Origin of the sequence: Mesorhizobium sp. M0833 (genome assembly GCF_040319905.1) — a bacterium.
Lineage (GTDB): Bacteria > Pseudomonadota > Alphaproteobacteria > Rhizobiales > Rhizobiaceae > Mesorhizobium.
This window is the reverse complement of the sequence record NZ_JAMYOQ010000006.1, coordinates 169,280-183,362: the sequence shown is the minus strand read 5'-3', so window position 1 is coordinate 183,362 and position 14,083 is coordinate 169,280. Positions and strand designations below refer to the sequence as shown.

The window sequence follows — 14,083 nt, the reverse complement described above, 5'->3', positions numbered from 1 at the left end:
GATGACCGCAGCACCCTACCCCTTCTCGGCTCGCCATATCGGCCCGGGCCTCCATGACGTCAGAGCCATGCTGGCGACGATCGGCGTCCCTTCGGTCGAGACCCTGATCAGTCAGGCAGTGCCGAAGTCGATCCGGCTCGACCGGCCGCTGGCCCTGCCCGCCGCCGCAAGCGAAGCGGAAGCGCTGGCCGAGCTCGCGGCGACGATGGCAAAGAACACGGTGCTGAAGAGCTTTATCGGTGCCGGCTATCATGGCGTCCATGTGCCGCCGGTGATCCAGCGCAACCTGTTCGAGAACCCGGCCTGGTATACCGCCTACACGCCTTACCAGGCCGAGATCAGCCAGGGCCGGCTGGAAATGCTGTTCAACTTCCAGACGCTGGTGACAGAATTGACCGGCCTGCCGGTGGCATCGGCCTCGCTGCTCGACGAGGCGACGGCGGTGGCCGAAGCGGTCGGCATTGCGCTGCGCCATCATCGCGACAAGCGCACCAAGGTGGCACTGGCCGGCACGCCGCACCCGCAGACGCTGGACGTCGTGCGCACCCGCGCCGAGCCCCTCGGCATCGAGGTGGACGGCGAGGTGATCGACGACAACACCGCCGCCCTGCTGGTCTCCTGGCCCGATACATTCGGCGTCTACGGCAATCACAAGGCAGCGATCGACAAGGCCCGTGCCGCCGGCGCGCTGGTCGTCTTCATCGCCGACCCGCTTGGCTTGACGCTGACCGATGCGCCGGCCAGGCTTGGCGCCGACATCGCCGTCGGCCCGATGCAGCGTTTTGGCGTGCCGATGGGCTTTGGCGGGCCGCACGCCGCCTATTGCGCGGTCTCCGACAGGCTGACGCGGCTGATGCCCGGCCGGCTCGTTGGCCAGTCGACGGATAGCAAGGGCCGTCCCGGTTATCGCCTGGCTTTGCAGACACGCGAGCAGCATATCCGCCGCGACAAGGCGACCTCCAACATCTGCACCGCACAGGCGCTGCTCGCCAATATGGCGACGGCCTACGCGATCTGGCATGGCCCTGCCGGGCTGCAGGCGATTGCCGGCCGCGTCCACACGCTGGCCAACCGCCTGGCCGTCGGCCTCAAGGCAGCGGGCGTTTCGGTGATCGGCGAAAGCCGCTTCGACACGGTGACTGCGGAAGTGAAGGGCAGAGCCGGCGCGATTGCCGCCGCCGCAGAAAAGACGGGCCGCCTGCTGCGCGTCATCGACCCCGACCACGTCGGCATCAGCTTCGACGAGACCTCCACCGAAGTCGATCTGGAGGCGATCGCGGCACTTTTCGGCGCTAAGGCCGGCGCTGCCGCCGGCAGTTCCATGCCAGGAAAACCGCGCGGCAAGGAGTTCCTCACCCAGCCCGTCTTCCGCGAAAACCACTCGGAAACCGACATGATGCGCTTCCTGCGCCGGCTGGCCGACAAGGACCTGGCGCTTGACCGCGCCATGATCCCGCTCGGCTCCTGCACCATGAAGCTCAACGCCGCCGCCGAAATGATGCCAGTGAGCTGGCCTGATGTCGCCAACCTGCATCCCTTCGCGCCGGCAAACCATTCGATAGGCTATCGCGCCATGATCGACGAGCTGGAAGGCTGGTTGGCGGAGATCACCGGCTTCGACGCGGTGACCCTGCAGCCCAATGCCGGCAGCCAGGGCGAATATGCCGGGCTGCTCGCCATTCGCCGCTATCATCTGTCACGCGGCGAAGGCCATCGCACCGTCTGCCTGATCCCCTCCTCGGCGCATGGCACCAATCCGGCAAGTGCGGCCATGGCCGGCATGAGCGTCGTCGTCGTGCGCTGCACCGAGGACGGCAATATCGACATGGACGACCTGCAGGCCAAGGCGGCCGAGCATGCGCACAATCTCGCGGCGCTGATGTTCACCTATCCTTCGACGCATGGCGTCTTCGAGGAAGGCGCGCGCGACCTCTGCGCCCTCGTCCACAGCCATGGCGGCCAGGTCTATTTCGACGGCGCCAACCTCAACGCGCTGGTCGGACTCGCCCGTCCCGGCGATATCGGCGCCGACGTCTGCCACATGAACCTGCACAAGACCTTCTGCATCCCGCATGGCGGCGGCGGCCCCGGCGTCGGCCCGATCGGCGTCAAGGCGCATCTGAAGCCGCATCTGCCCGGCCACGTCACCGAAGGCTCGGTCCATGCCGTGGCGGCGGCCCCGTTCGGCAGCGCCTCGATCCTGCCGATCACCTGGATGTATATCCGCATGATGGGCGCTTCCGGCCTGAAGCAGGCAACCGAGACGGCGATCATCTCCGCCAACTATGTGGCGACGCGGCTTGGCGAGCATTTCCCCCTGCTTTATAAGGGACGCAACGGACGCGTCGCGCATGAATGCATCCTCGACACCCGCGTGCTCAAGGACAGCGCCGGCATCAGCGTCGACGATATCGCCAAGCGGCTGATCGATTATGGCTTCCACGCGCCGACCATGTCGTTCCCGGTCGCTGGCACGCTGATGGTGGAGCCGACCGAATCCGAGCCCAAGCGCGAGCTGGATCGCTTCTGCGAAGCCATGATTGCCATAGCCGGCGAGGCAGCCAAGGTGGCCAGGGGTGAATGGCCGTTGGCCGACAATCCTCTGGTCAATGCACCGCACACCGCCGCCGAGGCATTGGCCGGCCAATGGACCCATCCCTATTCGCGTCTGGAGGCGGCCTACCCCGCCGGCGATGCCGATACGGCGGCAAAATACTGGCCGCCGGTGTCACGCATCGACAATGTCGCCGGCGACCGCAACCTTGTCTGCTCCTGCCCGCCGCTGTCGGAATATCTGGGTGCGGCGGAATAGATCATGATTCCGAAAAGTGGAATCCGGTTTTCCGACAAGATCATGGGTCTAACAAGAAGATAGAAACCCCAATCAGGCAGAACGCAAGGCCGGCCCGTCGGCCTTGCTCGCCCGGTCCCGAACGACGACGCGATTTCGCCCGGCGCGCTTTGCCGCATAGAGTGCTGCGTCGGCTTCGGCCAGCACATCGTCGAGACCGGTGCCGTTTGTTCCGCCAAAGCCGATGCCGCCGCTGACTGTGCTTCGCAACGGACCAAGTTGTGTGGCCACGACTTCTGTGCCGAAGGCGACGCTGATCTTGCTCGCAATGTCATAGGCCTTCTCTTCCGTCATCCGCGACATGACGAGCACGAACTCCTCGCCGCCCAACCGGAACGCGTCGACGCCGGTCCTGGCGTATTTCCTGATGACGGCGGCAAAGCGGCGCAGAACCTGGTCGCCGACCGGATGACCGAAAACGTCGTTCGTTCTCTTGAAATGGTCGAGGTCGAACATGGCGACGGACATGAACGGGCCGAAGACCCGCTCGCCGTAGAGTGCCGTCAACGCCCGCCGGTTCATCAGCCCGGTCAATGGATCGGTCATCGTCTCGGCCTTCAATTCGATCTGCGCCTGCAAATGGTGCAGGGAGAGCGTCAATGCGCCGAGCCCGGTCATGCAGGCGACGGCTACGACGGAATTCACCCGCTCGGCCCAATTGTCGGGCGCAACACCCAGCACCCATTGCCCCTTGACCAGCAGGACCGCGCCGCAAAGTCCGAACGACAGCGCACAGACGCCGCTCAGGAACGAGACGACCAGCAATATCCGGCGATCGTGACCACCCTCAATCCAGAACATCACCCCGATGAGCGAGAGCAGCGCCGTTACCGTCGCGTAGGTGACGATGAAGCCGACACCATCAAACCCGAGATACGTCGCGCCCGCGCAAACAGCCGTCGCAACCAAGGTCGGCAAGATGGCGCGCCTGTAATCGCCTATGCCGAGATATTGCATGGCCGACAGGCAGATAATCAGGAAACCGAGGCTGAGAAGCGCAAGCACGATCTGGCAGAGCCAGGCGCTAGGATCCCTGGTGTAATGCCAGAACAGCACCACATGTGCGACGAGCACGAGAATGCCGCACGCCACCGTCAGCACAAAGCGTGCCTGTGGCGCGGTGAACCAGATCGCAAACATTGTGATGCTAAGGCACGTGCCCGACAGCGCCGCCGCGAGCAGGAGCGAACTGTAATCCAACATGCGTAAGCGACAGCCTCGTGAGCGTTCCGCTGCATTCTAGGTCAGCGACAGTCCGCAAATACCGTTTTTTCAGCCAGTCTTCCGGCGTAACCTTCGGACAAGGTTTACAAAGCGTCGATGCTCCAAGCTTCGACCCCATTTCCGCCGCTTGGCTGTCGGATGGTTTTGCAGTAAGAGGCTCTATCCTCGAACGTAACAGGAACCTCCGTCGCCTGCCCGCGAAAAGCGTGGCAGTATCGGGTGGTGATTCGCAGCATCGGAATCCAGGACCGGCATGGACGACAACAACGATCTTTTCGCCAAATTGGACAAGCAGCCGCAACCGGCTCGCGCCGCCGCGCGCCCGGCCGATCCGCTGGTGCAGGCGGCGAAGCGGCCGGCGCCCCGCGACGCCAGCGAGAGTTACAGTGCCGCCGACATCGAGGTGCTGGAGGGGCTGGAGCCGGTGCGCCGCCGCCCGGGCATGTACATTGGCGGCACCGACGACAAGGCGATGCACCATCTGTTCGCCGAGGTCATCGACAACTCGATGGACGAGGCGGTCGCAGGCCATGCGACCTTCATCGATGTCGAGCTTTCCGCCGACGGATATCTGTCAGTCACCGACAACGGCCGCGGCATTCCGGTCGATCCCCACCCTAAATTCAAGAAGCCGGCGCTTGAACTCATCATGACGACGCTGCATTCAGGCGGCAAGTTCGACAGTAAGGTTTACGAGACGTCCGGCGGCCTGCACGGTGTCGGCGTTTCCGTCGTCAACGCGCTGTCCGACCATCTCGAGGTCGAGGTCGCGATTGGGCGCAAGCTCTATCGCCAGCGCTTCTCACGAGGCGTTCCGGTGACCGGCCTTGAGCAGCTCGGCGAGGTGCACAACCGGCGCGGCACGAAGATTCGCTTCCATCCAGACGAGCAGATTTTCGGCAAGGGCGCGGCGTTCGAGCCGGCGCGGCTCTACCGCATGGCGCGGTCAAAGGCTTATCTGTTCGGCGGTGTCGAAATCCGCTGGACCTGCGATCCCTCCCTGATCAGGGAAAAGGACAGGACGCCGGCCAAGGCCGAATTCCATTTTCCGGGCGGCCTCAAGGATTATCTGAAAGCCTCGCTCGGCGACGAATTCCAGGTCACCCGTGAAATGTTCGCCGGCAAGAGCGAGAAGCAGGGCGGTCACGGTTCGCTCGAATGGGCCGTGACCTGGTTCGGTGGCGACGGTTTTATCAATTCCTATTGCAATACCATCCCGACCGCGGAGGGCGGCACGCATGAGGCCGGATTCCGCAACGTGCTGACGCGCGGCTTGCGCGCCTACGCCGATCTGGTCGGCAACAAGCGCGCCTCGATCGTCACTTCCGAGGATGTGATGATCTCGGCGGCGGGCATGCTGTCGGTGTTCATCCGCGAACCGGAATTCGTCGGCCAGACCAAGGACAGGCTGGCGACGATCGAGGCGATCCGCATCGTCGAAAGCGCCATCCGCGACCCGTTCGACCACTGGCTGGCGGACAATCCGCAGGAGGCCTCGAAACTGCTCGAATGGGTGATCGCGCGCGCCGACGAACGGGTGCGCCGCCGCCAGGAAAAGGAAGTGTCGCGCAAGAGTGCGGTGCGCAAGCTGCGCCTGCCCGGCAAGCTCGCCGACTGCACACAGAATGCCGCCGCCGGCGCCGAGCTCTTCATCGTCGAGGGCGATTCGGCCGGCGGCTCGGCAAAGCAGGCGCGCGACCGCGCCAGCCAGGCGGTGCTGCCGCTCCGCGGCAAGATCCTCAACGTCGCCAGCGCCGGCAGCGACAAGCTTGCCGGCAACCAGCAGATATCCGACCTGATCCAGGCCTTGGGTTGCGGCACGCGCTCGAAATATCGCGACGAGGACCTGCGTTACGACCGGGTCATCATCATGACCGATGCCGATGTCGACGGCGCCCATATCGCCTCGCTGCTGATCACCTTTTTCTACCAGGAGATGCCAAGCCTGGTCCGCGGCGGCCATCTCTACCTGGCGGTGCCGCCGCTTTATTCGATCCGCCAAGGCGGCAAGGTCGGCTATGCCCGCAACGACGCGCATAAGGACGAACTCCTGCGCACCGAATTCACCGGGCGCGGCAAGGTCGAAATCGGCCGCTTCAAGGGGCTGGGCGAAATGATGGCCGCCCAGCTCAAGGAAACCACCATGGACCCGAAAAAGCGTACGCTGCTCAGGGTCGATGTGATCGACGCCGAGGCGGCGACCAAGGATGCTGTCGACGCACTGATGGGCACCAAGCCCGAGGCCCGCTTCCGCTTCATCCAGGAACGCGCGGAATTCGCCGAGACGGAAGTGCTGGATATCTGAGCGTCTTCTGCCAGGTGAGCCACAGAGGGCGGTTGTTGCGATCCGGATATTTTCGGGAAGGACGAGGCCTGGAACGGTTCAGCGTTCACGGAAACGCCGAACCGCTCCCTCTTTGTCTTGACGCAATTCCGGACGGAAACCGTTTCACACTTTTGCTTTAGGCAGCCGCGATCGCCAGCGCGTGCCCGCGCGCGTTCTCGCGCAACGCGTCGAGATGGATCGACTTGACCAGCCCGGCGAGATCGCCCGCGGCGGACTGCCCGCCCAATTCCTTCAGCATCAGCCAGCTGACTTCCTGGACGCCGGCGAGGCGTTTGCCATTGGCGACCTCGCGCCAGACCTTCAGCGCGCGCAGGATGATTGCGTGGGTGGCGGCGGCAAGCCCGGCGCTGCGGAACAGTGCCTGCAGCGCCACGTCATGGCCGCCGGCCAGCAGTGCTCTCACCCGTTGTTCGGATTGCTGGCTGAGCGCGACCAGGGCCGAACCAAAGAAGTCGACCTTGCCGTGCGCGATGGTGCGGATGACGAAGCTTGCGGTCAGGTCGCCGCGCAGACGCAGATGTTCGATAAGCGCTGTATGTTCCTCGGCACGCGTGCCTTCGATCAATGTCACGGAAGCTTTGACGCAGGCATCGCGCGTGACGCGCTCGGCTCTTGCGGCGCCCATCAGCGCCAGCACCAGCGGCGAGCCCTTGAGCGTCTCGCCCACTTTGACCAGCAGCAAATGCCGACAATCGGCGGGCAGGCGCGCATCGGCAATCAGCGCCTCGCGCACCAGAGGCAGATGGCCGTGCCGCTCGGCCATGCGCCGAAAGCTGATCGATGCGATGTCGGCGCCGCTGTTGGCGAGCAGCGTGGTGCAGGCCTCCGGCTCGCCGATCTCGGCGATCGCCGCCGCAACCGACATCGACACGCGCGGCCGGTCGGCGATCACCTTCTGCGTCGCTTTCTGGCCGCCGGCAACCCGATCAATCAGGTCGGCATCAGTAAGCAGTGGCGACCGCGCCAGTACCAGGGCTGCGACTTCCGGCTGGTCCGAGGCCAGCGCGCTGACGATCTGCGGCGGCGCATGATGGCTCATGGAAAGCGCGTCGGCGATCGCCAGTCGCACCTTCGACGATGCGTCATCGAGCAGCAATGTCAGCGCCGCCTCCGCAGCGCAGCGGTCCTCGAAAGGCAGGTCCGAATCGACATAGGCGCGAGCAAGTGCGCTTGCCGCTGCAACGCGCTCCGACACCTTCGCCGTGTGGATCCATTTCAGGAAATGCGAAACGACCATGTCGCCTGCTTACGCCCTTTGCCAGAACGCTTCTGGCCCCTGTCGCGACCGTAGGCACAAATGGTTTACGAACGGTTCACCATGTTCGTTAACTGGCTTGCGAGCCCGGTATGCAACGCCTATCAACCCTTAAGCAGCAGAGGAGATCGACCATGGCCGGGCTTTATCTTGAGGAGTTCGCTGTCGGCCACGTGTTCAAGCACACGCTGCGCAAGACCGTGACCGAAAGCGACAATATGCTGTTTTCGGTGATGACGCTGAACCCGCAGCCGCTGCACATCGATTTCGATTTCGCCGCCAAGAGCGAATGGGGCAAGCCGCTGGTCAATTCGCTGTTCACGCTGGGCCTGATGATCGGCATTTCAGTCAACGACATCACCGTCGGCACCACAATCGCCAATCTCGGCATGAAGGAGACGGTGTTTCCGCACCCCGTCTTCCACGGCGACACCATTCGCGTCGAGACCACGGTGGTTTCGGTGCGCAACTCCAGGTCCAAACCGGACCGCGGTATCGTCGAGTTCGAGCATCGCGCCTATAACCAGAACGACATGCTGGTTGCCAAATGCACGAGGCAAGCCATGATGATGAAAAAGGCGTAGCCGATGCGTTCTCTGCTCTTCGTCCCCGGCGACTCGGAAAAAAAGCTGGAGAAGGGCTTTGGCGTGGGCGCCGACATGGTCATCGTCGACCTCGAGGATTCGATTGCCGCGCAGAACAAGGATCTGGCGCGCGACACAGCGGCGCGTTTCATCGCCGGGCACAGGCACCGAACCAGCTCCGTGATCTATGTGCGCGTCAACGATCTTTCGACCGGACTGACCGACGACGATCTGGCAGCGCTCGTGCCGGCAAAACCAGACGGCATCATGCTGCCTAAGTCGGACAGCGGACTGGATGTCCAGCATCTCTCGGCCAAGCTCAGGGTGCACGAAGCTGAAAGCGGCCTGCCGGATGGAGCTATAAAGATCCTGCCGATCATCACAGAAACGGCCGCAGGCGTCTTGGCCGCAGCGACCTACGCCCGTGCAAGCGCGCGGCTTGTCGGCGTCACCTGGGGGGCCGAAGATTTGTCAGCGGCGATCGGCGCGCGCGCGACGCGCGACGCGAATGGCCGCTATACGGATGTGTTCCGCCTCGCCCGCACCATGACCATGCTTGCCGCAAGTGCCGCGGAAGTGGCGGCAATCGACACCGTCTTTCCGGACTTTCGCGACATGGCGGGCTTCGAGGCCGAATGCGCCGAGGCCGAGCGCGACGGTTTCACCGGCAAGATGGCGATCCATCCGGCGCAGGTGCCGGTCATCAACGCCGCCTTCACGCCTTCGGCGCAAGCGGTGAAAAGCGCCCTGGCGATCGTCGAGGCATTCAAGGCGGCGGGAAACCCCGGCGTCGTCGGCATCGACGGCAAGATGTACGACCGGCCGCATCTCAAGCTCGCCGAGCGGCTCCTGGCGCGGGCCAGGGTAGCTGGGCTTGGCGCTTAGGTCTGTTCCGCGCCGAAATTATCCCACCCACGGCCCCGAATAATCGGCATAGAGCTTTGCGGGATCGGGCCGTGGCCGCTCCGGTGCCGGCCCCTGGTAGGAGCCGATATGGACGAAGCCTACGACCCGCTCATGTGGCGCCAGGCCGAGGATCGCCCTGCCCTCGGGCACGTCGGAATACCAGTTGCTGATCATGTTGGTGCCGTAGCCCAGCGCATTGGCGGCAAGCATCAGGTTCATCGCGGCCATGCCGCCGGACAGGAACATCTCCCATTGCGGGATCTTTGGATTTTCCCTGGGGATCGAGATCACGCCGATAACCAGCGGCGCCCGCGAAAAGCGCCGCAATTCCTGGATGCGGCGGCCTTCCGGCAGCGGTCCTTCGCGCTGCTCGGCAAGTGCCGCCAGCTTCTTGCCGATCTCGATGCGAGCCTCGCCGCGATAGAGGACGAAACGCCAGGGCTCCAGCCGGCCGTGGTCCGGCACCCGCGAGGCGGCGGCGATCATCGTCGCGATCTCCGTATCGCCCGGTGCCGGCTCCTTCAAATCTGGGATCGGCGCGGAATTTCGGGTCAGCAGAAAATCGATGATCGGCGACGCCATGGGCGCAAGTCTCCTGGAATTTGAGCTGAAGCGCACCATCGGGACATCGGGCAGCTTGGGCATTGGCGCAGCGCGCCGGACAAAGAGCCCTGTAGCAGAAGCCGACCGGACTCTTAAGCCTTGAAATTGCCACCGCCTTGGGCTTCAACGCAAGGCATGTTTGAGGGGACATTGCGTCTTTTCCTGATATGGCTTGCTGCCGCACTGTTGATGGTGCCGGTTTCGATCGCCGTCGCCCAGGATGTGGACGGCCTCGGCGAACTGAAACTTCCCGGAATTTCGGGCTATGCGCCTCCGAAAAGCGAGACATCGCTGGCGTTGGGGAGCAGCGGGGCAATCACGCTGTCGGCGCAATTGACAGACAAGGGCGCCGACATCACGCGCGGCATCGTCTGGCGCGTCTTCAAGCCCGAATCGGCCAGCGACGGCAAGTTGCCGATGGTCGCCTCCGCTCATGGCGGTACCGCCGTATTCCAGCTCGAGCCGGGTTCGTATCTGGTCCACGCCTCCTACGGGCGGGCCGGCGCCACCAAGCGCATCACCGTCGGCACGGAAGCCAAGCGCGAGAGCCTCGTGCTCGATGCAGGCGGCCTCAAGCTTGATGCCGTGCTGTCCGGCGGGGTACGCATACCGCCGAAGAAGCTGCGCTTCTCGATTTATGAGAGCCACGCCGCGGCCGACGGCGATCGCGCCCTGATCATACCCGATGTCGAGCCGAACAGCGTCGTGCGGCTCAATGCCGGCACCTACCACGTTGTTTCGACCTATGGTGCTGTGAACGCGGTCATCCGCTCCGACATCCGCGTGGAGGCCGGCAAGCTGACTGAAGCGACCGTCGAGCACCGTGCGGCCGAGATGACCATGAAGCTGGTGCGCGAACCGGGCGGCGAGGCGATCGCCGACACCTCCTGGTCGCTGCTGAACGAATCCGGCGATCCGATCAAGGAAACCGTCGGTGCCTTTGCCTCGATGGTGCTGGCCGAGGGCGACTACACCATCATCGCCAAGAACCGCGACCGCATCTACCAGAAGGACTTTACGGTGGTGGCGGGGCACAACCAGGACATCGAGGTTCTGGCCACAGAGGCTTCGGCTATCGATTCCGAGGAAGGCGCCGACTAAGCCGCGCCCCTCTAAGCGCCTTGCGCATGCGTCGCGTCAGCAACTGCGCGTGGCCACGCCATACGACCAGAGCCGGATCGACGACAGCCCGGTAAAGCCGCTCGAGCAATTCGTCTCATTCAGCACCTGACCGAAGCGCACGTCGATCGATTTGCCGGATAGGCGAGCGGCGCGACAGTCATATGAAAATGGCGGTGGATCGCTCCACCGCCATTCATTGAAGGTCGGCTGGGTTCAGGCCGCGCGGCGCTTGCGGTCGGGTGTCACCGCCTCGTCGACAAGCAGCTTCACGGCAGTTGCGAGACCAAGCGATTCCTGGTCGCGCGAACCGAGACGGCGGATATTGACCGTTTCTTCCTCGGCCTCGCGCTTGCCGCAGACGAGGATGACCGGGACCTTGGCCAGCGAATGTTCACGGACCTTGTAGTTGATCTTCTCGTTGCGCAGGTCGGCTTCGGCAATCAGCCCGGCCGCCTTCAGCTGCGCCACGACCTGTCGCGCGTAATCGTCGGCATCGGAAGTGATCGTCGCCACCACCACCTGCAGCGGTGCGAACCAGAGCGGGAAATGGCCGGAATAATTCTCGATCAGGATGCCTAGAAACCGCTCCATCGAGCCGCAGATGGCACGATGCACCATTACCGGCTGCTTCTTTTCCGAATCGGAGCCGATGTAGAAGGCGCCAAAACGCTCCGGCAGGTTGAAGTCGACCTGTGTGGTGCCGCACTGCCATTCGCGGCCGATGGCATCCTTCAGCACATATTCGAACTTCGGCCCGTAGAACGTGCCCTCACCCGGATTGACGCCCGTCTTGATCCGGTTGCCCGACCGCGCCGCGATCTTGTCGAGCACGTCCTGCAGCACGCTCTCAGCATGATCCCACATCGCGTCGGTGCCGACCCGTTTTTCGGGGCGGGTCGCCAGCTTGACGGTGATTTCGTCGAAGCCGAAATCGGCATAGGTCGACAGGATCAGGTCGTTGATCTTGATGCACTCGTCGGCGAGCTGTTCCTCGGTGCAGAAGATGTGGGCATCGTCCTGGGTAAAGCCGCGCACGCGCATCAGCCCGTGCAGCGCGCCGGACGGCTCATAGCGATGCACATTGCCGAATTCCGCAAGTTTTACCGGCAGATCGCGGTAGGACTTCAGCCCGTGCTTGAAGATTTGGACGTGGCCGGGGCAGTTCATCGGCTTCAGCGCAAACACCCGGTCGTCGTCGGTGTCGTCGCCGGCAACCGTCACCTTGAACATGTTGTCCCGGTACCAGCCCCAGTGCCCGGACGTCTCCCACAGGCTCTTGTCGAGCACCTGCGGCGCGTTGACCTCCTGATAGCCCTGCTCGTCGAGGCGGCGACGCATGTAATTGACCAGGTTCTGGAACATCCTCCAGCCTTTGGCGTGCCAGAACACGACGCCCGGCCCCTCCTCCTGGAAATGGAACAGGTCCATCTCACGCCCGAGTTTCCTGTGGTCGCGCTTCTCGGCCTCCTCCAGCATCGTCTGGTAGGCTTCGAGCTGCGCCTGGTCGGCCCAGGCCGTGCCGTAGATGCGCGTCAGCATCGGGTTGTTCGAATCGCCGCGCCAATAGGCGCCGGCGACCTTCATCAGCTTGAAGGCGCTGCCGATCTGGCCGGTCGAGGCCATATGCGGGCCGCGGCAAAGGTCGAACCAGTCGCCCTGCGCATAGATCTTGAGATCCTGATCCTCGGGAATGGCGTCGATCAGCTCCAGTTTGTAGCGCTCGCCCTTGTCGGCAAAGATCCTTTTCGCCTTTTCACGCGACCATACCTCTTTGGTGAACGGCTTGTTGCGCGCAATGATCTCGCGCATTTTCTTCTCGATCACCGGGAAATCGTCGGGCGTGAACGGCTCGTTGCGGGCAAAATCGTAGTAGAATCCGTTCTCGATCACCGGCCCGATGGTCACCTGCGTTCCCGGCCAAAGTTCCTGCACGGCTTCGGCCAGCACATGCGCTGCATCGTGACGGATGAGCTCCAGCGCACGCGGATCCTCGCGGGTGATGATTTCGACCTTGCCCGGCTTGCCGATCGGGTCGGAAAGATCGCGCAGCGTGCCGTCGATCGAATAGGCAACGGCCTTCTTGGCCAGCGACTTCGAGATCGATTCCGCCAGGCCGGCGCCGGTCATCGCCGCATCGTAGTCGCGGACGGAGCCATCGGGAAATGTCAGGGAAACGGAATTCAGCATGAAATTCTCCTATCCAGTCCCGCAAACGAGCGCGGGTGGTAAAATGCACGTCGTCCAAAACTGCCTAGCTGTTTTGGGGTTACGACATACATCAAGTAAGAGCCGGATGCGTCCGGCGGCGAGCGGTCTTTTATGGACAGTTTTCGGCGCCGTAAAGCCGGATATGGTCACCTGACGAGATTCGGCAGCTCTTTCAGGAACATCGCCCGCGTCTTGGGTCCCTTGGGCGTGTCGGAACGTTCCGTATCGATTACCAGGCGGGCAAAGACGATCTTGCGAGCATCCTTCTGCGCCCAGCCGACAAACCAGCCAAGCGAGCGCTTGTCGGCGTCGCCGAGCCCGGTCGTCCCGGTCTTGCCCTGCACCGTCCAATCGCCTGCTCGAAAGGTCGGTATGATCGCACCGGTCATGGCGTGGGCCTTGTTGGAAACCGGCAGTTTTCGCGCCAGCAGCTTGCGCAGGAAATCGACCTGTTCGACGGGCGATATCTCGAGCGAAGAATTCACCCAGGAATGGGTGAGTCCATCATTCTTGCCGGGAGTTCCGGAAACGTCCGTGTTGCCATACTCGAGTTTCGACACGTAGCCGGCAAATTGTTTGCTGCCGAGCCGGCGCGTAATCTCGCGTGAGAACCATATGACCGAATCCCTTTCCCAGATCGTCGGGTCGACGGTCTTGCGGTCCCGTTTCGGCGCATTGAACTCTGCCTTGTACTCCCAGCTTGGCGTGTGCTCGTCGCTCAGGATTCCAGCATCGTAGCCGATCAGCGCCAGCGGAACCTTGAACGTGGAGGCGGGGCTGACGCGCTGATCGCAGGTCCCTTCGCGATACAGCGTCTCGCCGCCTGCGGCGTCGACGATCAGCGTGCATTCGACGTCCCCGAGCGGCGCCGATTGCGCACGGATCGGAAAACCCAACAGCCACGCCACGACATAGAGAACCACGGCGAAAACGAAGGGAAGACGATCTATCCGGCGCATTTGGCAATCTCTCCTGAACGGTGT

Annotated in this window: 10 protein-coding genes; 5 read left to right on the top strand and 5 right to left on the bottom strand. The window is 63.4% G+C overall.

What is annotated here, in order from left to right:
- Position 1: 1 nt before the first annotated feature.
- A complete protein-coding gene (gene gcvP, locus NKH98_RS09685; RefSeq protein ID WP_352897928.1) occupies positions 2-2,812 on the top strand; it encodes an aminomethyl-transferring glycine dehydrogenase in 2,811 nt (936 codons plus the stop codon).
- A gap of 72 nt (positions 2,813-2,884) precedes the next feature.
- On the opposite strand, the gene NKH98_RS09680 is transcribed toward gcvP, so the two are convergent.
- Entirely contained in the window at positions 2,885-4,054 is a 1,170-nt protein-coding gene (locus tag NKH98_RS09680; protein WP_352508743.1) for a GGDEF domain-containing protein, read from the bottom strand.
- A 274-nt stretch (positions 4,055-4,328) separates the two neighbouring features.
- Here NKH98_RS09680 and parE point away from each other — a divergent pair, with 274 nt between their 5' ends.
- The gene (gene parE, locus NKH98_RS09675) at positions 4,329-6,380 is read left to right on the top strand and encodes a DNA topoisomerase IV subunit B (protein ID WP_352897926.1); all 2,052 of its coding nucleotides are present in this window, start codon (positions 4,329-4,331) and stop codon (positions 6,378-6,380) included.
- 157 nt (positions 6,381-6,537) lie between these two features.
- Here the strand turns inward: parE and NKH98_RS09670 are convergent, their stop codons facing one another.
- Positions 6,538-7,659: a DUF2336 domain-containing protein gene (locus NKH98_RS09670; protein ID WP_352897924.1), complete on the bottom strand. Its 1,122-nt coding sequence runs from the start codon at positions 7,657-7,659 to the stop codon at positions 6,538-6,540.
- A gap of 152 nt (positions 7,660-7,811) precedes the next feature.
- On the opposite strand from NKH98_RS09670, the gene NKH98_RS09665 reads away from it, so the two are divergent.
- Both NKH98_RS09665 and NKH98_RS09660 read left to right on the top strand, forming a co-directional pair.
- Positions 7,812-8,261 (top strand): MaoC family dehydratase, encoded by a 450-nt coding sequence (locus NKH98_RS09665; RefSeq protein ID WP_352897922.1) that lies wholly within the window; start codon positions 7,812-7,814, stop codon positions 8,259-8,261.
- Between the two features lie 3 nt (positions 8,262-8,264).
- A complete protein-coding gene (locus NKH98_RS09660) occupies positions 8,265-9,146 on the top strand; it encodes an HpcH/HpaI aldolase/citrate lyase family protein (protein ID WP_352897920.1) in 882 nt (293 codons plus the stop codon).
- 18 nt (positions 9,147-9,164) lie between these two features.
- On the opposite strand, the gene NKH98_RS09655 is transcribed toward NKH98_RS09660, so the two are convergent.
- Positions 9,165-9,749, bottom strand: coding sequence for a nitroreductase family protein (locus NKH98_RS09655; RefSeq protein ID WP_352897918.1), 585 nt, complete (start codon positions 9,747-9,749; stop codon positions 9,165-9,167).
- Between the two features lie 156 nt (positions 9,750-9,905).
- Here NKH98_RS09655 and NKH98_RS09650 point away from each other — a divergent pair, with 156 nt between their 5' ends.
- The gene (locus tag NKH98_RS09650; protein ID WP_352897916.1) at positions 9,906-10,871 is read left to right on the top strand and encodes an RgsD C-terminal domain-containing protein; all 966 of its coding nucleotides are present in this window, start codon (positions 9,906-9,908) and stop codon (positions 10,869-10,871) included.
- 234 nt (positions 10,872-11,105) lie between these two features.
- Here NKH98_RS09650 and thrS read toward each other — a convergent pair whose 3' ends face one another.
- Positions 11,106-13,079: a threonine--tRNA ligase gene (gene thrS / locus NKH98_RS09645; protein WP_352897914.1), complete on the bottom strand. Its 1,974-nt coding sequence runs from the start codon at positions 13,077-13,079 to the stop codon at positions 11,106-11,108.
- A gap of 167 nt (positions 13,080-13,246) precedes the next feature.
- A complete protein-coding gene (gene blaOXA, locus NKH98_RS09640; RefSeq protein ID WP_352897912.1) occupies positions 13,247-14,059 on the bottom strand; it encodes a class D beta-lactamase in 813 nt (270 codons plus the stop codon).
- Positions 14,060-14,083: the final 24 nt, after the last annotated feature.